This window comes from Bradyrhizobium sp. C-145, from assembly GCF_023375135.1.
Taxonomy (GTDB): domain Bacteria; phylum Pseudomonadota; class Alphaproteobacteria; order Rhizobiales; family Xanthobacteraceae; genus Bradyrhizobium; species Bradyrhizobium zhanjiangense.
On sequence record NZ_CP088150.1, the window covers coordinates 2373681 to 2394451 of the forward strand.

The window sequence follows — 20771 nt, forward strand, 5'->3', positions numbered from 1 at the left end:
GCCGGCTCGGCTCAATGCGACATCAGCGTCGGAATCGTCATGGCCTCCAGCATGCCGCGGGTGACGCCGCCGAGAAAGCGCTCCTGCAATCGCGAATGGCCGTAGCCGCCCATCACCAGGAGATCGAGGCTCTCATCGGCCGCCAGAGACAGGATCGTGGGCTGGATGTCGGCGCGCGTGGCCGACAGGCCGACCGTGCGGGTCGAGAGCCCGCGCCGGCCGAGATGTCTTGCCAGATTGGTCGCTGAAGCTTCGCCGCAGGCCACATCGGCTTCGTTGATCGTGATGATCACGATTGCCTCGGCGCGGGCCAGGAACGGGGCTGCGTCGCGCATTGCGCGGGCAGCGAGGGGGCTGCCGTCCCAGCAGATGCCGATCCGGTTCGCCTTGAAGGTCCCGCGGAAGGTGTACGGCAGGAACAGCACCGGGCCGCCCGCCTGGAACAGGATCTCGCCGGGCATGTCGTTGTCGAACGAGCCTTGCGTCGGATCGGGCTGGAGCACGATGCTGAGGTCGTGTAGTCGCGCCATCTCGCCGAGCGTGCCGGCTGCATCCATCGGGATCGCGCCGAGCGGGTGGCAGGCGTGGGAGATGCCCGCGTTCACCGCTTCGCTCCTGAATATTGCGAGCGCGGCCTCGGCCCGCTCCATTGCGCGCTCGCGTTCCAGCTCGAACACGGCCGCCGCGGCGGCGCCACCCTCCACGACGTAAGCCGCACTGGTTGCGATATAGCCGACCGCGACCGCGTCGAGATGGGCGTTGAGGTGCGCCGCGAGCGAGATCGAGCCATTGATCGCGGGACGCATCGGACGCTCGGTCGGGATGTGGACGAGAATGTCTTTGTACATGGCGCCTCCGATGAACATCATCCGGTGACGCAGTTTTTCACTGCACGAAGGACCTGAGTTGAGCTGCATCAATGTGCAGCGACGAACTCGCCGCGGGGCCCGGTCCCAATCCTTTGCCAAGATTTAATCGCCTGGACGGGACGCCGTAAGGTGGCAACGCCCATGTTACGCGCAAGGCGACACCTGCTCAACATGGACATTTCGACATGAACGATCGCGTCAATTCCGACACCCCCACGTCCCGCAAGATCTTGAGGCCGCGCAGGCTCACGCTGCTCGGCACCGCAGCCGCGCTCGGCGCGGCCGTGCTGGCGGCTGCTCCCGGTGCTTCGCCATTCGGCCTGACCTCCTTCGTCGCGCCGGCCCAGGCCGCGGAAACGGCTGCGACCCCGCCGGGCTTTAGCGATCTCGTGGCCAAGGTCAAACCCGCCGTCATCTCGGTGCGGGTCAGAATCGACCAGGACAGCGACAAGAGCGCGATGCTGCAACATAACCGGATGGATTCGGACGAAGACTCGCCGTTCGACCAGTTCTCGCGACAGTTCGGCTTCCGCTTCCCGGATGGTGGCATGAACGGCATGCCGCGTCAGCGCCACCAGATGATCACGGGCGAGGGCTCGGGCTTCTTCATCTCCGCCGACGGCTATGCCGTGACCAACAACCACGTCGTCGATCACGCCGAGTCCGTGCAGGTGACCATGGACGACGGCACGACCTACACCGCGAAGGTCGTAGGCACCGATCCGAAGACGGATCTCGCGCTGATCAAGGTCGACGGCAAGAAGGACTTTCCGTTCGTCAAATTCTCCGACCAGAAGCCGCGCATCGGCGATTGGGTGGTCGCGGTCGGCAATCCCTTCGGGCTCGGCGGCACCGTCACCGCCGGCATAGTGTCGGCCAGCGGCCGCGACATCGGCAATGGTCCTTATGACGACTTCATCCAGATCGACGCGCCGATCAACAAGGGCAATTCCGGCGGTCCCGCTTTCGACATGAACGGCAACGTGATCGGCGTGAACACCGCGATCTTCTCGCCCTCCGGCGGTTCGGTCGGCATCGGCTTCGACATTCCGGCCACGACCGCAAAACTGGTGGTGGCGCAGTTGAAGGACAAGGGCGCGGTCACCCGCGGCTGGCTCGGCGTGCAGGTGCAACCGGTGACGTCGGAAATCGCCGATAGTCTCGGACTGAAGCAGGCGCGCGGCGCGATCGTCGACAATCCGCAACCCGACAGCCCGGCGGCGAAGGCCGGCATCGAGGCGGGCGACGTCATCACCGCCGTCAACGGCACGGCAGTCAAGGATTCCCGCGATCTCGCCCGCACCATCGCCACCCTGGCGCCCGGCAGCTCAGTCAAGCTCGACATCTTCCACAAGGGCGCGAGCAAGACGGTGACGCTGGCGCTCGGCGAACTGCCGAACGAACGGCAGGCTCAGGGCAAGGCTTATGACGGCACGGTGCAGCCGGGCGCCGGCACGCCGCGCCTCGGGCTTGGTCTGGCTCCGGCCGGCGATGTGCAGGGCGCCGGCCAGAAGGGTGTCGTCGTCACCGAGGTTGATCCGGAAGGGCCGGCCGCGCAGCGCGGCATCAAGACCGGTGACGTCATCCTCAATGTCGGCGGCAAGGCCGTCAGCGATGTCGGCGAGGTGCGCTCGGAGCTGGCGCAGGCCAAATCGTCCGGCAAGCGCAGCGTGCTGTTGCAGATCAGAAGCGCGGATGCCACCCGGTTCGTCGCGGTGCCACTCGCGTAAGGCGAACCTCGATCGGTACAATTCAAAAAGGCGGCCCCTTGGGCCGTCTTTCGCATTCGCACTCAAGATTCCCACAGGTCACCCGATAACATTCTCGTTAACGGCAGGGAGGGTGACCCGGTTCGTCCGAAAAAGCCGTGTTCGGCCATCACACTTTCTGGTCGGGCATCTGCTCGGCGGCAACGCAGCCGCGGAGTGGGCTCGCGAGCGTGGAACCTTCGAACCTCCGGCCGCTTTGTGGAACTGGCCGCTGGTTCACATTGATCGGTGCCGACATGGATCGATTGAAGCTCTCGCTGATGAGTACGCTGCTCGTGGCGTGGTTCGTGCTGCCGGCCGGAAACGCCTTCGGGCGCGACGATGGCCGCTATGCGAACTCGCCCCTGAAGCCATGGTTCGACAGCCTGCGCAGCCACCTCGGTCCGTGCTGCTCGGATGCGGACGGCTTTGCTGTCTCCGACCCAGATTGGGAATCGCACAACGGGCACTACCGTGTGCGGTTGGACGGGCAATGGGTCGAGGTGCCGGATGAAGCCGTGATCACCGAGCCGAACCGCGCCGGCCGCACCATGGTGTGGCCGGTGAAGACTGCGTTCGGGATTTCGATCCGCTGCTTCATGCCGGGCAGCATGATCTGACTGAGGTCAGCGCGACCGCTTGCTGGATTTGCGCTTCGACGATTTCTTGGAAGATTTCTTGGAAGATTTCCTGGACGTCTTCTTCTTGGACGTCTTCCGCTTCGAGGCCTTCTTCGGGACCTTCTTGCCCTTCTTGCGGGCCTTCGACAGCCCGATCGCGATCGCCTGCTTGCGGCTCTTCACGCGTCCGCCGCGACCGCCACGTCCGCTCTTCGCGGTACCTTTCTTGTAGCGCCGCATCTCGCTTTCGACATCGCTGCCGGAGCTGCGCGAGTAGCGGCGCTTCTTTGCCTTGCGTGCCATGCCTGTTCTCCCTTGGCGGAGGGAGAACCATTCGACACTGGCATGGTTCCGACAGCACGCGTGCAATGTTCCGGGCGATGAAGGCGGCTCAGAACGAATTCGCCAGCTCGATCTCGGCCTCCAGCACCTGAATGCGCCGCGCAGCCTCGGCAGAGGACAGATCTCGCGCATATTGTGCCGGCTGATAGGCCTCTTCGCTCAGCCGCTTCAACCTCAATCCCTGCGCCCGTGTCATCTGCTCGCCAAGAAAAACCCTGGCGTCGTATTTGGCCTGGACCTGCATGTCGCTCCTCCGTCCTTGAAATCTGGCTTGACTATATGTTCTTATTTTGTTCTAACAAGCCATGGACAACAGAATTAATGAAATTCGGCGTAAAATTAGCGCTTTGAGGCTGGAAATGGCCGATGTCGAGGCGTCTGTGCGCGCTCTCATCAATCGCGATTGCGACTGCAGCGAACAAGCTCTGGCGCAGATCAATCTGCGCCGGAAGATCAACCTGCTTATCGACGAATGGAAGTCGGCCGGGGGCGGCGATGTCCTGCCCGACGTTCGCGACCGGATGCGTCTTCGCTCCTTGAAGAATGTCGACAAGCCGGCGCGCGTGTTGGCCCGCCGCTGAGACATCGGGGGCCGCGCGGTGGAGGAAGACCCGGACAACTACCGGATCCTGAAATTGCGCGCCGAGATTCTCGAACTGGGCTCCGCCATCCGGCAATTGCAGCGCGAGGGCCTCGACGACGCTGCGGCCCAACTCCTGATCGCGCGCAAGCGGGCGCAGCTCGAGCATCTCGTTAAGACGAATTCCGCGGCAAGCTGTCTTAACATCACTGACATCCGACGCAGCTAAGGCGTTCGCGCAAGCGACATGCTGGAGATTGTCGATGCTGTCGGAGGATCAGCGCGCCGACCATGTGGCGCTAGCCTAGAGCGCGAGGGAGAGGGCAAGATGAATCGTCGTCCTCGAGTGAAGAGCCCCGCGCTGAACGCGGGACTCTCACCCTGCCAGCCAGAGCTCACTTGGTGTTGCTCATGCCGCCCTTGTTCGTCATCGTGCCGCCCTGGTCGGAGCCGGGGCCAGAGCCGCCTTGACCGGAGGGATCGGCACCCTTGGAGGACTTGGTATTCGCGCCCGTGGTCTGCGACGATGACATCGAGGATCCATGTTTGGCCTTGTGCGACTTCGCCTGCACGGCGAACGGCGCGGCGGCGAGGCCCGTTGCCAACATTGCGGTGAGGACGAGCTTGACTGTCTTCATATGGGGGAACTCCCTGGGTTAAATTGACGCAGGCGGCCAACGGCCGTTCCTCGCAGGAGTTCCCAACAAAGCTTCTCCACACGTCGCGCACGCTTCAAGATTGCTTGTTCTCTTCGAGGATGAACACGATGCCGGTGAGCGTCGCGCCGATCGCGAAGGTCGTCACCAGCGTGAGAGCGAAGACAATAGCGGCTTGGCTTCCGCCATGGCTCAGCAGGTTGGCGACGGCTGGATTGGTCAGAATGAGTGCGAGGCTGAAGGCGAGGCCGAGGGCTGCACCCATCATCGCATGTGTCATCAGCTTGATAAGGCCGGTGGGAGAGATCAGGTTCGACGACTTTTTCGCGCGCATGGAACTATGTCCCGATCTGGCAGGCAAACGCGCGCGATCGCCATTGGTTCCATCAGGATGAAGGAATTGTCATCGTCAGCTTCATCCGACGTTCATGCCCGGCTTGCGAAGATGAGCGCTGTCAACACGGGAATATCGATATGGGCAAGGTAGTCTTTCTGTACCGCTCGCTGGCCTATCGCAACGCGGCCGCGGACATCCTGCGCAAGGCGCGCAAGCTCCCGCGCGGCGCGGAACGAAGCGCGGCTCGCCACTATGCGAAGGCGCTACGCGATCTCGCTCGAACGGAGGCTTGGCTCGAAGGACGCGTCGCGCGCGATCCCCGGACGGAGCAGCGCATGACGAGCGCGGCGTCCGGCTAGAGCGCTTTCCGTTCCGATTGAATCGGAACGGTAGCTCTCGATTCTTCGCTTGACGCGCTTTCTTGACGCGAACCGGTCACCACTTCGCTGTAAAACGCTCTAACCAGATGCGCGCTGCAATTCGGCCGCGGCGGCGGCATCGAATTTGCCGGGTGCCGTCGTCGCGACCGGCTTGCGTGTCAACGGCACCTCCAGACGGCACAACAAGCCCTCGGCGCGCCAATCGAATTGCGCCTGTCCGCCAAGCTGGGACTCGACGCTTGCAAGCAGACTCCGCGTGCCAAAGCCGCGGGATTTCGGCGTCCTGACTAGCGGGCCGCCGGATTCCTCCCAGGTCAGTGTGAGGCGGTCGTCCTCGGTCTGCCAACCGATCATGAGCCGACCGGATCGCGTCGACAGTGCGCCATACTTGGCCGAATTGGTGAAGAGCTCGTGCAGCGCCAGCGCCAGCGTCTGGGCGGTCGCCGGCAGCAACTGAACCTCGGGCCCGGCAAGCTTGATCTGGCCGCCTAGCGAATAGGGCGCAAGCTCCTCGTCGATCAGCTTGGAGAGCTCGGCGCCCTGCCAACTCGACAGCGACAGGATCGTGTGCACGCGCGCGAGCGCATTGATGCGCCCCTCGACGGCATTGACGTAGGCCTTGACCTCGTCGGCGCGGGTAAGGCGCACGATCGATTGCGCCAGCGCCAGCGCATTCTTGGCGCGATGATCGACTTCCCGCGCAAGGAGATTCTGCCGCTCCTCGGCACGCTTGCGTTCGGTGATGTCGACGGTGACGCCGCTGACACGAACCACGCGACCACTCTCGTCAACCGTTGCCGCCGCGGTGCCGACGCACCAGCGCACATCACCGTCGGGCCGCACGATGCGGAATTCCGTTTCGTAGGCGCGTGCGCCCTTGTTGAACTCGGAGATCGCCTTGCGCAACTGATCGACATCATCGGGATGCAACAGCGCCTGAACGTTGGCCGGGTTGACCTCGAAGCTCTCCGGGCTGACCCCAAAGATGCGATATTGCCCCTCGTCCCACATCCAGTCGCCGGTGATCCAGTCCCAATCCCAGGAGCCCATCTTGCCGGCGGCGATCGCCATGCTGCGCCGCTGCTCGCTTTCGCGAAGCTTGGCGGTGGAGTTTTCCAGCTCGGCGGTGCGTGCGCGGACGCGGTCCTCGAGCTCCTGGTTCAGTCGTTCGAGCTCGCGGGTCTTGCGATAGAGTTCGGAGAACACCTTGATCTTGGCGCGCAGCACCTCCGGCACGACGGGCACCGGAACGTAGTCGACTGCGCCCATCTCGTAGCCACGCAACCGGTCGATATCGCTCACCTGAATGGCCGAGATGAAGATCATTGCTGTCTTCTGGAAGCGCGGATGCTCGCGGATCATCGCGGCGAGCTCGAAACCGTCGAGCTCGGGCATGCAGACGTCCACCAGGATGACCGCGATCTCGGTCTTGAGTAGAACCTCCAGCGCTTCGCGTCCAGACGAGGCGATCACGAGGTTCTCGCCGAGATCCTTCAGGATCACCTCATAGGCCAGCAGCTTGGCTGGCTGGTCGTCGACGAGCAGGATGTTGACCTTCTCTTGGTCCATTCGCGGATCCAACTCAGCGGTGCAGCCACATGCGGATCGCAAGCAGCAATTGATCGGTGTTGACGGGTTTGGCGAGGTAGTCGGACGCGCCGGCTTCCAGGCATTTTTCACGGTCGCCCTTCATCGCCTTGGCGGTCAGCGCGATGATCGGTAGCCGCGCGAAGGCCGGGTTCTCGCGGATCACACCCATGGTCTGATAGCCATCCATCTGCGGCATCATGATGTCCATCAGCACGATGGCGATTTCCGGATTGGATTCGACAAGCGCGACCGCCTCGCTGCCGGTCGTGGCCGTCAGCACCTTCATGCCGCGCCGTTCCAGCACACTCGACAGTGCGAAGATGTTCCGGGCGTCGTCGTCGACGAGCAGGGCCGTCTTGCCGATCAGGTCCTCGTCGGAACTGTTCAGCTTCTCCAACATGCGCTGCTTCTCGATCGGTAGTTCCGTGATGACACGGTGCAGGAACAGCGCGGTCTCGTCGAGCAGGCGCTCCGGCGATTCCACTCCCTTGACCACGATGCTGCGCGCCATGGTGTGGAGTTCCGCATCCTCTTCCGCCGAAAGCTCGCGGCCCGTGAACACCACGACCGGGACGTTCGACAGCGCCTCGTCGTTGCGGATCTCGTCGAGCACCTCGAAGCCGCTCATGTCGGGCAGCCGCAGGTCGAGCACCACGCAGTCGCATGGGGATTGACGCAGCGTCGAGAGCGCGCCGGCACCGGTATCCGTCGTCACGATCTCGATGTCGTCGTGGTGCAGCAGCTCGCGGATCGAGAGTTGTTCGGCCTCGTTGTCCTCGACGATCAGGAGTCGCTTGCGCCGCGGCCGCGCATATTCCTTGATCTGCGTCAGCGCGGCGGAGACGCCTTCGGTCGTCGTCGGCTTGTTGACGAAGGAGAACGCACCGCGCGCCAACGCGTGCTGGCGGTCCTCGTCGAGCGTGATGATCTGCACGGGAATATGGCGGGTCAGAGGATTGTGCTTGAGTTGGCTCAGCACGGTCCAGCCCAGCATGTCCGGCAGGAACACGTCGAGAGAGACGGCCGTCGGCTGGTACTGCTTGGCGAGCTCCAGCGCTTCGGCGCCGCGGGCCGCAACCAGGACCTTGAAGCCCTTGTCGCGGGCAAGATCGACGAGCACGCGCGCATAGTGCGGATCGTCCTCCACAATAAGGAGGATGGTGTCGCCGGGCTCGAGGTTGAGCCGGTCATCGGGAAGCTGCTCGATGACGCGCTGCTGGTCGGGCGCGGCCGACTGCAGTGCCGGCGGCTGGCTGTACTGCTGTGGCGCAGGCGCCGCGCGCGGCGCGAGCGTCGGGCCGGAATATTTCAACGGCAGGTAAAGCGTGAATGACGAGCCCTTGCCCGGCGAGCTGCGCAGGTGGATTTCGCCGCCGAGCAGGCTTGCGAGCTCGCGGCTGATCGCAAGCCCGAGGCCCGTGCCGCCATATTTACGGCTGGTGCCGGCGTCCGCCTGCTGGAACGCCTCGAAGATCAGCTTCTGCTTCTCCAGGGGAATCCCGATGCCGGTATCGGTCACTTCGAACGCGATCACGGCCGGCGCGGAGTTCAGCACCGGGTGATCCGTCCCCCAGCCGCCGACCGCACCGGCGACCTTCAGCCGCACCTCGCCTTCGGCGGTGAACTTGAAGGCGTTGGAGAGCAGGTTCTTCAGCACCTGTTGCAGGCGCTTGGAATCGGTCACGATACTGCGCGGAAGATTCGGATCGATGTCGATCTTGAACGCCAGATTGCGGTTGTCCGCCTCGTGCCGGAACGGCCGGCCGACGGTCTCGAGCAGGTTCGCGGTCAGGATTTCCTCGGCGTCGACTGTCACCGTGCCGGACTCGATCTTGGAGAGATCGAGAATGTCGCTGATGAGATTGAGCAGGTCGGTGCCGGCGCCGTGGATGGTGCGGGCGAATTCGACCTGCTTGGCCGAGAGGTTGCCGTCCGGATTGTCGGTGAGCTGCTGTCCGAGGATCAGGATCGAATTCAGCGGCGTGCGCAGCTCGTGGCTCATATTGGCGAGGAATTCAGACTTGTATTTCGAGGTCAGTGCGAGCTCGGTCGCTTTTTCCTCCAGCGCACGGCGGGCTTGCTCGATTTCCTGGTTCTTGCGCTCGACCTCGACGTTGCGCTCGGCGAGCTGCTGCGCCTTCTGTTCGAGCTGGTCGTTGGTCTGCTGCAATTCGCGCTGCTGGGTCTGGAGCTCGCCGGCGAGCTGCTGCGACTGCTTGAGCAGGCCTTCGGTCTGCATCGTCGCCTCGATCGAGTTGAGCACGATGCCGATGGAGTCGGTGAGCTGCTCCAGGAACGTCATCTGCGACGTCGTGAACGATATCAGCGAAGCAAGCTCGATCACGGCCTTGACCTGGCCCTCGAACAGCACCGGCAGCACCACGAGGTTCTTCGGTGCGACGCGGAGCAGTGCCGAGTTGATCGGCACCACGTCGGATGGAATGTCGGCGACCAGGCGCGGCCGCTTGTCGAGGGCGCACTGGCCGATCAGGCCTTCGCCGAACTGAAGCACGCGCTGATAGGGATAGATACCGTCGCTGGCGTAGGACGCCAGCAGCAGGAGCTGGGAATTGTCCTCGTTCTCGACCTGGTAGATCACGCCGGTATGCGCGTTCACCAGCGGCGACAATTCGGTGAGCAGCAGCCGGCCGACAGTCGTGAGATCGCGCTGGCCCTGGAGCATGTTGGTGAATTTCGCGAGGTTGGTCTTCAGCCAGTCCTGCTCCGTGTTCACGTCCGTCGTCAGACGGAGATTCGTGATCATCGTGTTGATGTTGTCTTTCAGCTCCGCGACTTCGCCGCGGGCATCGACCTGGATCGACCGCGTCAGGTCGCCTTTGGTCACGGCGGTCGCGACTTCCGCGATCGCACGCACCTGCGAGGTCAGGTTGGCCGCGAGCAGATTGACGTTGCCGGTGAGGTCCTTCCAGGTGCCGGCGGCGCCGGGCACGTTGGCCTGGCCGCCGAGGCGGCCCTCGACGCCGACCTCGCGCGCCACCGACGTCACCTGATCGGCGAAGGTCGCGAGCGTCTCGGTCATGTTGTTGATGGTGTCGGCGAGGGCCGCGACCTCGCCGCGCGATTTCATCGTCAGATTCTGCTTGAGGTCGCCGTTGGCGACCGCAGTCACGACCTTGACGATGCCGCGCACCTGCTCGGTCAGGTTCGCGGCCATGAGGTTCACGGTATCGGTGAGGTCCTTCCAGGTGCCGGCAACGCCGGGTACCTGCGCCTGTCCGCCGAGCTTGCCTTCGGTGCCGACCTCGCGCGCCACGCGCGTGACTTCGCCGGCGAAGGCGTTGAGCTGGTCCACCATGGTGTTGATGGTGTTCTTCAGCTCGAGGATTTCGCCCTTCACGTCGACGGTGATCTTGCGCGAGAGGTCGCCGCGCGCGACGGCCGTGGTGACTTCGGCGATGTTGCGGACCTGCGTGGTGAGGTTCGCGGCGAGCAGGTTGACGTTGTCGGTGAGGTCCTTCCAGGTGCCGCCGACGCCGGGCACGACGGCCTGACCGCCGAGCCGGCCCTCGGTGCCGACCTCGCGCGCCACGCGCGTGACCTCGGCGGCGAAGGAGCGGAGCTGCTCGACCATGGTGTTCAGCGTGTCCTTCAAGAGAAGGATTTCCCCGCGCACGTCCACCGTGATCTTCTTCGAGAGGTCGCCGCCGGCGATCGCGGTCGCGACCTCGGCGATGTTGCGGACCTGGGCCGTCAGGTTGGAGGCCATGAAGTTGACGTTGTCGGTGAGGTCTTTCCAGGTGCCGGCGACGCCGGGCACTTCGGCCTGACCGCCGAGCTTGCCTTCGGTGCCGACCTCGCGGGCGACGCGCGTGACTTCGCCGGCAAAGCCATTGAGCTGGTCCACCATGGTGTTGATGGTGTTCTTCAGCTCGAGGATTTCGCCCTTCACGTCCACCGTGATCTTGCGGGACAAGTCGCCACGCGCCACCGCGGTGGTGACTTCGGCGATGTTGCGGACCTGGGCCGTGAGGTTACCCGCCATCGAGTTCACGCTGTCGGTGAGATCCTTCCAGGTGCCGGCGACGCCGGGCACGTTGGCTTGACCACCGAGGCGGCCTTCGGTGCCGACCTCGCGCGCGACGCGCGTCACCTCGCCCGCAAAGCGGTTGAGCTGGTCGACCATTGTGTTCAGGGTATCCTTGAGCTGAAGGATCTCGCCGCGCACGTCCACGGTGATCTTGCGCGAGAGGTCGCCGCCGGCGATCGCGGTCGCGACTTCGGCGATGTTGCGCACCTGGGCGGTCAAATTGCCCGCCATCGAGTTCACGGAATCGGTCAGATCCTTCCAGGTGCCGGCGACGCCGGGCACGCCGGCCTGGCCGCCGAGCTTGCCGTCGGTGCCGACCTCGCGCGCCACGCGCGTCACCTCGCCGGCGAAGGCGTTGAGCTGGTCCACCATGGTATTGAGCGTTTCCTTCAACTGAAGGATTTCGCCCGAGACGTTCACCGTGATCTTCTTCGACAAATCGCCCTTCGCCACCGCGGTCGCGACTTCGGCGATGTTGCGGACCTGTCCGGTCAGGTTCGAGGCCATCGAATTGACGCTGTCGGTGAGGTCCTTCCAGGTGCCGCCGACGCCGCGCACGACGGCCTGGCCGCCGAGCTTGCCTTCGGTGCCGACCTCACGCGCGACGCGCGTGACTTCACCGGCGAAGGCGTTGAGCTGGTCCACCATGGTGTTGATGGTGTCCTTCAGCTCCAGGATCTCGCCGCGCACGTCCACGGTGATCTTCTTCGACAGGTCGCCGCCGGCGACCGCCGTCGTCACCTCCGCGATGTTGCGGACCTGCGCGGTCAGGTTCGAGGCCATCGAGTTGACGCTCTCGGTCAGGTCCTTCCAGGTGCCGGCGACGCCGAGCACGTTGGCCTGACCGCCGAGCCGCCCCTCGGTGCCGACCTCGCGGGCGACGCGCGTCACTTCGCCGGCGAAGGCGTTGAGCTGGTCGACCATGGTGTTGAGCGTCTCCTTCAGCTGAAGGATCTCGCCCGAGACGTTGACGGTGATCTTCTTCGAGAGGTCGCCGCTGGCGATCGCAGTGGCGACGTCGGCGATGTTGCGGACCTGCGCGGTCAGGTTCGACGCCATGAAGTTGACGTTGTCGGTGAGGTCCTTCCAGGTGCCGGCGACGCCGGGCACCTGGGCCTGGCCGCCGAGCTTGCCTTCGGTACCGACCTCGCGCGCCACGCGCGTCACTTCCGAAGCGAACGAGTTGAGCTGGTCCACCATGGTGTTGATGGTGTCCTTCAGCTCCAGGATTTCGCCGCGCACGTCCACGGTGATCTTGCGCGAGAGGTCGCCGCGCGCCACGGCGGTGGTCACGTTGGCGATGTTGCGCACCTGTGCGGTCAGGTTGCCGCACATCGCGTTGACGCTGTCGGTGAGGTCCTTCCAGGTGCCGGCGACGCCGGGCACGATCGCCTGGCCGCCGAGCTTGCCGTCGGTGCCGACCTCGCGCGCCACGCGCGTCACTTCGGAGGCGAACGAGCGGAGCTGGTCGACCATCGTGTTGATGGCTTCCTTGAGCTGGAGAATCTCGCCGCGGACGTCGACGGTGATCTTCTTCGACAGGTCGCCATTGGCGACCGCGATCGTCACTTCGGCGATGTTGCGAACCTGGTTGGTCAGGTTGTTCGCCATCGAGTTGACGCTCTCGGTGAGGTCCTTCCAGACGCCGGTCACCTCGGGCACCTGGGCCTGGCCGCCGAGCTTGCCTTCGGTGCCGACCTCGCGCGCCACGCGCGTCACCTCGGAGGTGAACACGCCGAGCTGCTTGATCATGGTGTTGACGATGGTCGCCGATTGCAAAAACTCGCCGCGCAGGGGGCGGCCGTCGACGTCGAGCTTGACGGTCTGGAGCAGGTCGCCTTGCGCCACCGCGGCGACTGCACGCGTCACTTCGCGGGTCGGCCACAACAGGTCGTCGATCAGCGTGTTGACGGACCCTTCCATGTCGGCCCAGGAGCCCGAGGCGAGGCCGAACTTCACGCGCTGGCGGGTCTTGCCCTCGCGGCCCACCACCTGGCCGACCAGCTCGAGCTGCTGCGCCATGCGCTGGTTGGCCGCTATGATTTCGTTAAAAGTGTCGGCGATCTTGCCGTCGATGCCGAGATAGTCGCCACTCATCCGCACGGAGAAATCGCCGCTACGCATTGCCTGCAAGGAGAGCAGCAATTCCGCCCGGGAATCCTGCTCCGACGTACCGTTGGGTTTGGGCTTTGGGACGCGACGACGGGAGCGTGATGCAGTGCCGGGATCGAGGTCGCTCATACTGATTCCCCCGCAGGCGTCGGCCGAATCCCAGGCAAGACGCGTTTGGTCAAAATAGAGCGTCAGCCAAATTCGAAATCAAGCGCCAAGGTTGCGGCGCAGGGAAATGGAACCTGCTTTGCTCAGCCCGGTTGTACTAACCGCAAATAATCGGACTAGTTCCACGCAAGTTCCAAAGAATTTGGCCTCGGCGGCCCCCATTGGTCGGTGCCTCGCGGACCACTCCTCGCGGAACGCAGCAGGAGCCCTGCGGTTAGCCCGCAAAGTCAGGGAGAGCGCAGATGAAAGCTGGATTGGCTGCGATCGTGGTCGTGTTGCTTGCCGGATCGGCCTTCGCGCAGGGCGGGGCGCCCAGTGGCCGGGGGGCCGTGACCGGCGATCCCGCCGCGAGCTCGGCCACGCCTCGCGCGGATCCGTCCACCACGGGAACGGCGACCCGATCGAACCCGAGCGGCAGCGGCACCTCGACCTCGGGCGGCAAGGATGACAATGGCGATGCAGGCCGGGACAGAATGCCTGAGAGCGACCGGACCGTGCGGCCGCAGAGTCAGCAGTATCATCCGAATGACAAGTAAAGGCTACTTGTCCGCCATGGTGCGCTCGGCAGCCTTGACCTGTGCCCGCAGCATCGGAAGCTGCTCGCGCGCGAACGCTGCAAGCGCAGCATTGTCGGGCGCCTTCAGGTAGCGTTCAAGCAAGTTGATAACCGCTTCGTATTCGGGAATCTGCGAGGCATAAAAGCTTCTGACGTAAGTCGGTCCGTCCGAAATTTCGGGTTCGACGAGGCTCGCGCTTGCCGACGCCGCCTTGTTGACGCGGGGCTCAGCACCGATCGTCTCTTGAATCTGTTTCAGCGCCTTGTCGCGCTTGGCTGCTTCTTCAGCCCGCAGCGCAGCAAGGTTTGCCCTTCAGGTCGGTACTCTCCAGCAGACCTTGTTGGAAGCGGCTGAAGGCGTAGAGGCCGCCGATGACGTCGGTTGCGCTCGGCATGCGGTCGCCAAGGTTTCGCTCGCCAGTGCTGTCGGCAGGGGCCGCGGTGCTGATGAACACCAGGACTATGGCGACGAGAACTCGCATCGGTATCAATGACGGATGACGTGCAAAGTTCCCCGAACGTTACGATCCGGTAAGGGCATTGCGACCCGAGAGTTCCGTCCCCACGTCTTTCGCATGAAACAGTCTGACATTTTCAGAGACAACGCCGACAACTGTCTTCAGCTCGCCGAGCGCGCGGAAGGGAAACCCGCTTACAGGCGCTATTCGCGCATGGCGGACGCCTGGACGGCGCTTGCGACGGAACAGGATTGGCTCGATGGAGAAATCCCGCCCGTGACGATCCATATCCCTCAAAAACAGGACAGATAGTCGTCCTCGTGAAGCCGTGTGTGAGACCGCGCACGGAATGCAAGAGACCAATCCAGGATCATCCGTGAACAGTCGATCGCGTTGATTTTCGATTCCAGAAGGAGGTTTCGCAATGACTCCACGTCTGGCTCTTCTTTCACTGATTCTCGCTTTTGGCGTTTCGGTCGCCTTCGCGACGGTAACGACGGTACGGCAGGTGCATCTGGAAAATGCATCGGCTGCGGTCCACGCGGCACACAGCTAGCGTCGGGGTGCTCTCGCCCGGAACAATCGACGTGCCAGCGCGTAACCGCTCCGAAACATCAGGAGAGGCGAGAGCAGATCATGGCCCATTCCGATCACGGCATCGTCAAGGACAAGCGGGCGGAGGAGCAGCCGCGCGATAAGCGGCGTGCGCAGTCCGTGCACAAGACGGATCCTAAAGGTTCGCCGTCGCGGGAGGCGACACGCGATCCCAAGCTGAGCGATGATAGTAAGACGCCAGGCTCCGGCGCGATGCCGGACGGTTCGAGCGACGCTACGGGTTAGCGCTTTACGAGGAACGAATTCCCGCGCGAAGAGTCGACGGATTGCTTCCGGTTGTCATGCCCCCGGTGCGCCGGAAGCAATCTCCAAGGACGGCCCTGGCACCCCCGTGCCAGGGTCGTTTGTTTGTGGAGCGTCCTATGGCTTAGTTCTCGGTCCCGCCGTCGGGATCGCCCTGAGTATGTCCGTCAGGTCCGCGGCCAAATACGCCGAAGCTGCTCGACTTCACGCCGGCTGCCGCATCGACGCCCACGGCGGCGAGCCCGAACTTGAGGAGTTCGCGGACAGCTGCCGCCCGTGTCGGCATGCGGTGTTTGAATCGGAAATCATCGATGGCGGCCAATTCTTCTAGCGAGAGCATAACCTGAAGGCGCTCGGCGCGAAGGTCATTCATGGTCGAACACGCAAATTGAGCAAGTTGAGTATTTTACTCAATCGACGAATTTGGCGGGAGTTCCACAAGAATCGAAATAATCACCAAATGAGTAAGAATAGCAAATAAAATCAATAAGTTAATATTGAAACCAGTCGTGCGCTGGCGCATTTCCCCTGCGAAGGGAGAGAGGCGATGACAGACGACGTCAGGTTGCCCCGCAATTGCCCCGCAAGCTTTCCGAAGAGGCAGAAGCATCGAAGCCCGTGCGCCCCAGCCATCAGAAGGTGATCGAGGAGGTGGAGCGCTGGGCGAACAGCCCGGGCCTGCAGCCACCGAGGACGGAAAATGCGAAGACGCTCTGAGCCACACACATTTGAGCAACGGCTCGAGGCGCAGAGGCTGCGGCTCGAGCACGAGATGGCGAAGCTACCGGACGGGCAGCAACGAGATTGCCTTGTTGCGCGCCTCGAACAGCTCCAGACTGCCGCCGAGATGTACGATTTCCTGATGCTACGGCAAGAAACTCCAGCCTCTCGCTGATCGCGTCCCGTGTTCGGGCTGCCGGCGGCCCGAGGTGACGCGAAGCTTCCGCCTCAACCACCACGCCGACACGGACACCATGGCCCAGGCCAGGATGGCGGCGGCGAATGCTTCGGTGATGCTCGCCGACACCACGACGTAGAAGACCGCTGCGAACGCTGCGAGGCCGATACTTCCGAGGCCGGCGCCCGCCGCGTCCAACGCTGCAGCCTGCTGCCCGCGTCTTCGCCCGCTGAGGCCGGCTTTTTCCTTGGCGCGGCGTTCATGGCGCTCGATCAGCGTCGCGCTGGCGCAGAAGACGGCGGGAAGCGCGAGAAAGAGGCCGCCGATCGCGACGCCAAAATGGCTGCCGATCAGGCCTGCCGCTACCGTCGCGAGGCCGCCCAGCACGAAGCGCACCGCGTATTCATACCAATGCGTCTGCTTCAGCGCGGATGATGACAGCTTGACCAGCATCAGGCGGCGCCTCCGAACCCGGCTAGCAAGCCGAAGGCGACCACGAGCCAAACCGCAAATGCGAGGATGGTGGCCGGCAGCGTGGCGAGACGAAATCGCATCAGGAGGTGGCAGACGGCGAGGCTGTAGCAGCCGAGGGCGACCGCGCCATAGATCATGGTCCAGCTCTCGGCCGCGGCATATTGCGGCCCATGCTGAACGACGGCGATGCCAAGCGTGGCGAGTGCGACCGACGGCGCCGCACCGAGAAGCCCGGCAAAGCTCTTCGGCCGCAGCATGTCGCCGACGATCGCGAACGCGGAGACGATCAGACCGCCGGCGACGAAGCGCACGAGATATTCCGTCATGGCCATCCCCGCGAGGCTGGAGGCCGCTGCTGCCGTGACTTTGCCAGCGTGAACGGCCTGAATAATCGCTCGACGACGATGCCAAGGGTGAAGCCCGCCACCACGTCGCTGGCCCAATGTGCAAGCACCACGACGCGCGTCAACGACAAGGCCACGGCAAGGCAGCGCACCAAGCGGCGCGGGACCGGCGGCAACAGGCCGGCGGCCGAGGCGAGGGCGCCCATGTGCACGGCGTGACCTGAGGGAAACGCATCCCGCGGGCGCCCCGAATAGGGAATCCCGCGCCGGTGGCCGCTAACCGTCAGACGGTCCGGCCTCGTCTGATCAAACAAGGATTTCAGAGCATGCGGCAGCACGGCCGTCGCCAGCGATACCATCAGCAAGTGATCGGCGATGCGACGCTTCTGCGGTTGCTGTAGCCGGGTGTAGAGCCATCCTGCCGTGGCGAGCGCGACGAGCACATGCTCGTCGGCACCCCAGGTCAATGTCTGGGCGACATGCTCGAGTCCCGAAGTGGTGTTGTGCGCGATCTCGTTCGCGATCGCCGCGTCGATCCGGGTGGGTTTGATTGCTACGAGCGCCATCGGTCCGCCGGCGAGAAGTCCTCCATTGTCAGTTTTGTAAAACTCGGAGACAAAGAAGGTTCCTCAGTTTCAATCGCGTGGTATCAGCCCGCCGCGCCGCGACTATGGCTGTCCGGCTCCGCCGGCGGAGCCATACACTTGCCCGGTTGCATAGCTTGCGTCAGCCGCGGCAAGCTGCACGTAGATCGAGGCCAATTCGACCGGCTGGCCGGGACGACCGAGCGGTGTCATGCCGCCGAACTTTTCCAGCTTCTCCATCGTGGCGCCGCCGGAGACCTGGAGCGGCGTCCAAATCGGTCCGGGCGCGACGCCATTGACGCGGATGCCCTTGGAGGCGAGCTGCTTGGCCAGTGACTTCACATAGTTCATCGTCGCCGCCTTGGTCTGCGCATAATCATAGAGATCCGGCGAGGGATCGTAAGCCTGCTCGGAGGTCGTGCCGATGATGCAGGAGCCCGGCTTGAGATGCGGCAACGCTGCCTTGATGATCCAGAACGGCGCGTAGACGTTCGTTTTCATGGTGGCGTCGAAGTCCTCCGACGAGACGTCGAGGATGGAGGCGCGCGTCTGCTGCCGCGCTGCGTTGTTGACGATGATATCGAGCCCACCGAGGCCTTGCACGGCCTGCTCGACCAGCTGCTTGCAGAAGGCCTCGTCCTTGAGATCGCCGGGGATCGCGAGCCCGGTGCGTCCTTCCTTCCTGATCAGCGCGATCACTTCCTGCGCATCGGGCTCTTCCGCCGGAAGATAGTTGATGGCGACATCGGCGCCTTCGCGCGCATAAGCGATCGCGGCAGCGCGGCCCATGCCGGAATCGCCGCCGGTGATCAATGCCTTGCGGCCGGCGAGCCGGCCGGAGCCCTTGTAGCTGGTCTCGCCATGATCCGGCCGCGGCTCCATCTTGCCGGCAAGGCCCGGCCAGGGCTGCGCCTGCTTCTTGAACGGCGGCTTCGGATAGCGGCTGACGGGATTGATCAGGTCGTGCTCAGCCATGGACGTATCTCCTTTAGCCGTCGAGGCGGCCAGCGAAGCCGCCGCGAACGTTGGCTCGCGGCGTGGACGACGTGCCGGCGGGATATCGAGGTCTTGTCTTGCTGCGCCATGAGGATCTCCGCGATTCTGTGATCCAACGTGCGGAGAAGGGCATCGTTGCTGAGACGAGGAGGACGCCGGCAGAGTCGGCGTCCCCGGTCGAGACCTACTTGGACTGACCGACGCTCGGCGCCTTACCGAGCTCCTTGGCCATGTCGAGATGGTGCTTGAGCGCCGGCAGCGTCTTGCCGGCCCAATCCTTCAGTGCGGCATTATCGCCGCCCTTGGCATAGCGGTCGAACAGGGAGACGGCGTCCTGATGGGCGCTGACCTGGTAGGAATTGTAGTCCGAGCTGAAGTCCTTACCGGTTGCGCTCTTGAGCTTGTCGAGCTTGCTTTGGTGCGAGCTGTCGAGCGCCGTCGGCAGCGTCGCCTGGACCTTGCCGTTGCCAACCAGTCCCTTCAGCTCGCCGCTGGTCTTGGTGTGATCGGTCACCATCTGCTGGGCGAAGGATTTCTCCTGCGCATTGCCCTTCTGCTCGGCGAGCTTGCTCGACTCGATCTCGAACATGTCGCTGATGGCGACCTCCTTGACGAAGTCGGCGGTCGTTGGCGCGACGCCGAGCGCCGAATTGACGCCGGTCTTCTCGCCCAGCGATTGGGCCAATGCGGGGCCTGCAACAAGCACGCAAGCAACGGCGACAATGGTTCGTTTCATAGTCCGATCCCTCTAATTGGTTGCGCAGCCACTTGCCGCGCCATGTTGCGCCGATCAACACGCCGCAAGGGCCGAGGTTCCTAGCGGACTAGTCCGTGGGATTGCGCCCCGTGCGCGGATTGATGGGATCGGTCGGCTTGCGTCGAAGCCGCTCGGGCAGAAACGCCTCGGCCGGTGCGGCGGTGGCGTCGGCACGCACGTCGGCATGACGCTGTGCCCGCTCATGCGGCGTCCGGTTGTCGTTGAAACGCCACTTCACGTCGACGCCGTCGACGGGGTCGTTGACGCCGTGCTGAATGTCGCGGAAGTCACTCATGGTTCACCTCATTGCTTTCCGGGCAGAATCGATTCGAGCACCTGCCGCGCAGCTCCCTTGATCATCCCGCTCTCGTTCGGATCGCCCTTCATCAGAGCGAGCGAGAAGTTCTTCGCCTGCTGCAAGGTGATGTGCGGCGGCAGCGGCGGCACCTCGGGATCGGTTTTCACTTCCAGCACGACAGGCATATCGCTCGCCAGCGCCGCCATCTCCTCGTGCCGCGCCTGCACGAAACTCATCTTGCCTTCGGCCCGGCTCATCGCGCCGAACACGCCGTTGATGCCGTCTCCGGGATAACCGAAGATGTGGCGCACGCCCCATTGATGCAGGCGCCGAACGATGAAGTCGGAGACGGTCTGAGACATTGCGCGTGGCTCTCCAGGTTCGAACCCAGTTAGCCTCAGAACCTGTTGTCTACGGCGATGTTCCCTGGCGCTTGCGGAACACGCGCCGGAACGATCGCTGACCCCTCGCGGTTGATTCTTAAATGGCTGAGTGGAGAATTACGATGCTGAATCAGGGCGAACTGGACCGGAACGAGATGGGCCGCCTGATCGGGAGCGACAAGGTCGAGGGAACATCGGTCTACGGGGCCGATCGAAACAGGATCGGTTCAATCGAACGCGTGATGATCGACAAGATCACTGGCAAGGTCTCTTACGCAGTGCTTGGTTTCGGCGGATTTCTCGGCCTCGGCAATGATCACTACCCATTGCCCTGGCAGTCGCTGAAATACGACACCGAGCTTGGCGGCTATGTTACCGCAATTACCGCGAAGGATCTGGAAAGCGCTCCAAAATACGGCGAAAAGACCGAGTGGAACTGGAGCGATGACGCTGCTGTACGCGGTATCAATGCCTATTACGGCGTCCCCTTCGTGTAGCAAAAGGACGATGCGATGAGCAAGGAACGGCCCACCGACGATCCCCGGGATCGGAACGACTGGGGCTCGCACAGACAGACGGACAAGCCCTGGAAGGGCAATCCGGAGAAAGAACAGGTCTCGAACAAAGAAGTAAAGCCCGATCTCGAGAAGTGGCACGAGACCAAGACGCACTAGTGGTGCGCATTTTCCCGTAAGACCATCGAAGCGTGGCACGC

At 63.6% G+C, this 20771-nt stretch carries 25 protein-coding genes and 1 pseudogene; 10 read left to right on the top strand and 16 right to left on the bottom strand.

Translation table 11 applies throughout. The annotated features are described in order from the left end of the window. Nucleotides 1-11: 11 nt before the first annotated feature. A complete protein-coding gene (locus LRP30_RS10890; RefSeq protein WP_249760305.1) occupies nt 12-848 on the bottom strand; it encodes a universal stress protein in 837 nt (278 codons plus the stop codon). A 206-nt stretch (nt 849-1054) separates the two neighbouring features. On the opposite strand from LRP30_RS10890, the gene LRP30_RS10895 reads away from it, so the two are divergent. Both LRP30_RS10895 and LRP30_RS10900 read left to right on the top strand, forming a co-directional pair. Next, nucleotides 1055-2599, top strand: coding sequence for a Do family serine endopeptidase (locus LRP30_RS10895; RefSeq protein ID WP_249760306.1), 1545 nt, complete (start codon nt 1055-1057; stop codon nt 2597-2599). 299 nt (nt 2600-2898) lie between these two features. Continuing rightward, nucleotides 2899-3237: a hypothetical protein gene (locus tag LRP30_RS10900; protein WP_164934625.1), complete on the top strand. Its 339-nt coding sequence runs from the start codon at nt 2899-2901 to the stop codon at nt 3235-3237. 6 nt (nt 3238-3243) lie between these two features. Here the strand turns inward: LRP30_RS10900 and LRP30_RS10905 are convergent, their stop codons facing one another. Both LRP30_RS10905 and LRP30_RS10910 read right to left on the bottom strand, forming a co-directional pair. Then, nucleotides 3244-3540 (bottom strand): DUF6496 domain-containing protein, encoded by a 297-nt coding sequence (locus tag LRP30_RS10905; RefSeq protein ID WP_128935347.1) that lies wholly within the window; start codon nt 3538-3540, stop codon nt 3244-3246. A gap of 88 nt (nt 3541-3628) precedes the next feature. Next, nucleotides 3629-3823 carry a DUF3072 domain-containing protein gene (locus LRP30_RS10910; protein WP_128935346.1) on the bottom strand — a complete coding sequence of 65 codons (195 nt, stop codon included), beginning with the start codon at nt 3821-3823 and terminating at the stop codon, nt 3629-3631. Nucleotides 3824-3938: 115 nt separating this feature from the next. On the opposite strand from LRP30_RS10910, the gene LRP30_RS10915 reads away from it, so the two are divergent. Both LRP30_RS10915 and LRP30_RS10920 read left to right on the top strand, forming a co-directional pair. Next, the gene (locus LRP30_RS10915; RefSeq protein WP_249760307.1) at nt 3939-4160 is read left to right on the top strand and encodes a hypothetical protein; all 222 of its coding nucleotides are present in this window, start codon (nt 3939-3941) and stop codon (nt 4158-4160) included. Nucleotides 4161-4178: 18 nt separating this feature from the next. Then, a complete protein-coding gene (locus tag LRP30_RS10920) occupies nt 4179-4388 on the top strand; it encodes a hypothetical protein (protein WP_249760308.1) in 210 nt (69 codons plus the stop codon). Nucleotides 4389-4554: 166 nt separating this feature from the next. On the opposite strand, the gene LRP30_RS10925 is transcribed toward LRP30_RS10920, so the two are convergent. Both LRP30_RS10925 and LRP30_RS10930 read right to left on the bottom strand, forming a co-directional pair. Beyond that, complete coding sequence (locus tag LRP30_RS10925; RefSeq protein WP_128939542.1) at nt 4555-4797, bottom strand: hypothetical protein; 243 nt, start codon at nt 4795-4797, stop codon at nt 4555-4557. Between the two features lie 94 nt (nt 4798-4891). Beyond that, nucleotides 4892-5149 carry a hypothetical protein gene (locus LRP30_RS10930; RefSeq protein WP_091892489.1) on the bottom strand — a complete coding sequence of 86 codons (258 nt, stop codon included), beginning with the start codon at nt 5147-5149 and terminating at the stop codon, nt 4892-4894. A gap of 140 nt (nt 5150-5289) precedes the next feature. Between LRP30_RS10930 and LRP30_RS10935 the strand changes: the two genes are divergently transcribed. Then, a complete protein-coding gene (locus LRP30_RS10935) occupies nt 5290-5511 on the top strand; it encodes a hypothetical protein (protein ID WP_128939543.1) in 222 nt (73 codons plus the stop codon). 99 nt (nt 5512-5610) lie between these two features. Here the strand turns inward: LRP30_RS10935 and LRP30_RS10940 are convergent, their stop codons facing one another. Next, nucleotides 5611-7101: an HWE histidine kinase domain-containing protein gene (locus tag LRP30_RS10940; protein WP_128943171.1), complete on the bottom strand. Its 1491-nt coding sequence runs from the start codon at nt 7099-7101 to the stop codon at nt 5611-5613. 13 nt (nt 7102-7114) lie between these two features. Then, nucleotides 7115-13411 (bottom strand): HAMP domain-containing protein, encoded by a 6297-nt coding sequence (locus tag LRP30_RS10945; protein WP_249760309.1) that lies wholly within the window; start codon nt 13409-13411, stop codon nt 7115-7117. 281 nt (nt 13412-13692) lie between these two features. Here LRP30_RS10945 and LRP30_RS10950 point away from each other — a divergent pair, with 281 nt between their 5' ends. After that, nucleotides 13693-13986 carry a hypothetical protein gene (locus LRP30_RS10950; RefSeq protein WP_249760310.1) on the top strand — a complete coding sequence of 98 codons (294 nt, stop codon included), beginning with the start codon at nt 13693-13695 and terminating at the stop codon, nt 13984-13986. Between the two features lie 3 nt (nt 13987-13989). On the opposite strand, the pseudogene LRP30_RS10955 reads toward LRP30_RS10950, so the two are convergent. Then, nucleotides 13990-14488: pseudogene (locus tag LRP30_RS10955) on the bottom strand (DUF4142 domain-containing protein). 93 nt (nt 14489-14581) lie between these two features. Here LRP30_RS10955 and LRP30_RS10960 point away from each other — a divergent pair. Together LRP30_RS10960 and LRP30_RS10965 are read left to right on the top strand one after the other, a co-directional pair. After that, nucleotides 14582-14776, top strand: coding sequence for a hypothetical protein (locus tag LRP30_RS10960; RefSeq protein ID WP_091892476.1), 195 nt, complete (start codon nt 14582-14584; stop codon nt 14774-14776). 324 nt (nt 14777-15100) lie between these two features. Further along, the gene (locus LRP30_RS10965) at nt 15101-15304 is read left to right on the top strand and encodes a hypothetical protein (RefSeq protein WP_128935339.1); all 204 of its coding nucleotides are present in this window, start codon (nt 15101-15103) and stop codon (nt 15302-15304) included. Nucleotides 15305-15446: 142 nt separating this feature from the next. Here LRP30_RS10965 and LRP30_RS10970 read toward each other — a convergent pair whose 3' ends face one another. From LRP30_RS10970 to LRP30_RS11005, 8 genes are all read right to left on the bottom strand, one after another. Further along, nucleotides 15447-15695: a hypothetical protein gene (locus tag LRP30_RS10970; RefSeq protein ID WP_164934626.1), complete on the bottom strand. Its 249-nt coding sequence runs from the start codon at nt 15693-15695 to the stop codon at nt 15447-15449. 492 nt (nt 15696-16187) lie between these two features. After that, a complete protein-coding gene (locus LRP30_RS10975; protein WP_128939548.1) occupies nt 16188-16673 on the bottom strand; it encodes a DUF3147 family protein in 486 nt (161 codons plus the stop codon). Continuing rightward, complete coding sequence (locus tag LRP30_RS10980; protein WP_249760311.1) at nt 16673-17020, bottom strand: DUF3147 family protein; 348 nt, start codon at nt 17018-17020, stop codon at nt 16673-16675. The genes LRP30_RS10975 and LRP30_RS10980 overlap by 1 nt, the downstream gene beginning before the upstream one ends. Further along, nucleotides 17017-17604, bottom strand: coding sequence for a phosphatase PAP2 family protein (locus LRP30_RS10985; protein ID WP_249760312.1), 588 nt, complete (start codon nt 17602-17604; stop codon nt 17017-17019). The genes LRP30_RS10980 and LRP30_RS10985 overlap by 4 nt, the downstream gene beginning before the upstream one ends. Nucleotides 17605-17706: 102 nt before the next feature. Further along, a complete protein-coding gene (locus LRP30_RS10990; protein WP_249760313.1) occupies nt 17707-18597 on the bottom strand; it encodes an SDR family oxidoreductase in 891 nt (296 codons plus the stop codon). Nucleotides 18598-18802: 205 nt separating this feature from the next. Next, complete coding sequence (locus LRP30_RS10995; RefSeq protein ID WP_249760314.1) at nt 18803-19354, bottom strand: DUF4142 domain-containing protein; 552 nt, start codon at nt 19352-19354, stop codon at nt 18803-18805. 88 nt (nt 19355-19442) lie between these two features. After that, complete coding sequence (locus tag LRP30_RS11000; RefSeq protein ID WP_128935332.1) at nt 19443-19670, bottom strand: hypothetical protein; 228 nt, start codon at nt 19668-19670, stop codon at nt 19443-19445. An 8-nt stretch (nt 19671-19678) separates the two neighbouring features. After that, nucleotides 19679-20035, bottom strand: a complete 357-nt coding sequence (locus LRP30_RS11005; protein ID WP_249760315.1) for a thiamine pyrophosphate-binding protein — start codon at nt 20033-20035, stop codon at nt 19679-19681. A gap of 143 nt (nt 20036-20178) precedes the next feature. On the opposite strand from LRP30_RS11005, the gene LRP30_RS11010 reads away from it, so the two are divergent. Both LRP30_RS11010 and LRP30_RS11015 read left to right on the top strand, forming a co-directional pair. Beyond that, nucleotides 20179-20553, top strand: a complete 375-nt coding sequence (locus LRP30_RS11010) for a PRC-barrel domain-containing protein (RefSeq protein ID WP_128935330.1) — start codon at nt 20179-20181, stop codon at nt 20551-20553. 15 nt (nt 20554-20568) lie between these two features. Beyond that, nucleotides 20569-20730 carry a hypothetical protein gene (locus LRP30_RS11015; RefSeq protein WP_164934628.1) on the top strand — a complete coding sequence of 54 codons (162 nt, stop codon included), beginning with the start codon at nt 20569-20571 and terminating at the stop codon, nt 20728-20730. Nucleotides 20731-20771: the final 41 nt, after the last annotated feature.

What these genes read in the sequence shown, in the direction of transcription:
- LRP30_RS10890 (WP_249760305.1), bottom strand. Translation starts at nt 848, where the DNA reads ATGTACAAAGACATTCTCGTCCACATCCCGACCGAGCGTCCGATGCGT.
- LRP30_RS10895 (WP_249760306.1), top strand. Translation starts at nt 1,055, where the DNA reads ATGAACGATCGCGTCAATTCCGACACCCCCACGTCCCGCAAGATCTTG.
- LRP30_RS10900 (WP_164934625.1), top strand. Translation starts at nt 2,899, where the DNA reads ATGAGTACGCTGCTCGTGGCGTGGTTCGTGCTGCCGGCCGGAAACGCC.
- LRP30_RS10905 (WP_128935347.1), bottom strand. Translation starts at nt 3,540, where the DNA reads ATGGCACGCAAGGCAAAGAAGCGCCGCTACTCGCGCAGCTCCGGCAGC.
- LRP30_RS10910 (WP_128935346.1), bottom strand. Translation starts at nt 3,823, where the DNA reads ATGCAGGTCCAGGCCAAATACGACGCCAGGGTTTTTCTTGGCGAGCAG.
- LRP30_RS10915 (WP_249760307.1), top strand. Translation starts at nt 3,939, where the DNA reads ATGGCCGATGTCGAGGCGTCTGTGCGCGCTCTCATCAATCGCGATTGC.
- LRP30_RS10925 (WP_128939542.1), bottom strand. Translation starts at nt 4,797, where the DNA reads ATGAAGACAGTCAAGCTCGTCCTCACCGCAATGTTGGCAACGGGCCTC.
- LRP30_RS10930 (WP_091892489.1), bottom strand. Translation starts at nt 5,149, where the DNA reads ATGCGCGCGAAAAAGTCGTCGAACCTGATCTCTCCCACCGGCCTTATC.
- LRP30_RS10935 (WP_128939543.1), top strand. Translation starts at nt 5,290, where the DNA reads ATGGGCAAGGTAGTCTTTCTGTACCGCTCGCTGGCCTATCGCAACGCG.
- LRP30_RS10940 (WP_128943171.1), bottom strand. Translation starts at nt 7,101, where the DNA reads ATGGACCAAGAGAAGGTCAACATCCTGCTCGTCGACGACCAGCCAGCC.
- LRP30_RS10945 (WP_249760309.1), bottom strand. Translation starts at nt 13,411, where the DNA reads ATGAGCGACCTCGATCCCGGCACTGCATCACGCTCCCGTCGTCGCGTC.
- LRP30_RS10950 (WP_249760310.1), top strand. Translation starts at nt 13,693, where the DNA reads ATGAAAGCTGGATTGGCTGCGATCGTGGTCGTGTTGCTTGCCGGATCG.
- LRP30_RS10960 (WP_091892476.1), top strand. Translation starts at nt 14,582, where the DNA reads ATGAAACAGTCTGACATTTTCAGAGACAACGCCGACAACTGTCTTCAG.
- LRP30_RS10965 (WP_128935339.1), top strand. Translation starts at nt 15,101, where the DNA reads ATGGCCCATTCCGATCACGGCATCGTCAAGGACAAGCGGGCGGAGGAG.
- LRP30_RS10970 (WP_164934626.1), bottom strand. Translation starts at nt 15,695, where the DNA reads ATGAATGACCTTCGCGCCGAGCGCCTTCAGGTTATGCTCTCGCTAGAA.
- LRP30_RS10975 (WP_128939548.1), bottom strand. Translation starts at nt 16,673, where the DNA reads ATGCTGGTCAAGCTGTCATCATCCGCGCTGAAGCAGACGCATTGGTAT.
- LRP30_RS10980 (WP_249760311.1), bottom strand. Translation starts at nt 17,020, where the DNA reads ATGACGGAATATCTCGTGCGCTTCGTCGCCGGCGGTCTGATCGTCTCC.
- LRP30_RS10985 (WP_249760312.1), bottom strand. Translation starts at nt 17,604, where the DNA reads ATGGCGCTCGTAGCAATCAAACCCACCCGGATCGACGCGGCGATCGCG.
- LRP30_RS10990 (WP_249760313.1), bottom strand. Translation starts at nt 18,597, where the DNA reads ATGGCTGAGCACGACCTGATCAATCCCGTCAGCCGCTATCCGAAGCCG.
- LRP30_RS10995 (WP_249760314.1), bottom strand. Translation starts at nt 19,354, where the DNA reads ATGAAACGAACCATTGTCGCCGTTGCTTGCGTGCTTGTTGCAGGCCCC.
- LRP30_RS11000 (WP_128935332.1), bottom strand. Translation starts at nt 19,670, where the DNA reads ATGAGTGACTTCCGCGACATTCAGCACGGCGTCAACGACCCCGTCGAC.
- LRP30_RS11005 (WP_249760315.1), bottom strand. Translation starts at nt 20,035, where the DNA reads ATGTCTCAGACCGTCTCCGACTTCATCGTTCGGCGCCTGCATCAATGG.
- LRP30_RS11010 (WP_128935330.1), top strand. Translation starts at nt 20,179, where the DNA reads ATGCTGAATCAGGGCGAACTGGACCGGAACGAGATGGGCCGCCTGATC.
- LRP30_RS11015 (WP_164934628.1), top strand. Translation starts at nt 20,569, where the DNA reads ATGAGCAAGGAACGGCCCACCGACGATCCCCGGGATCGGAACGACTGG.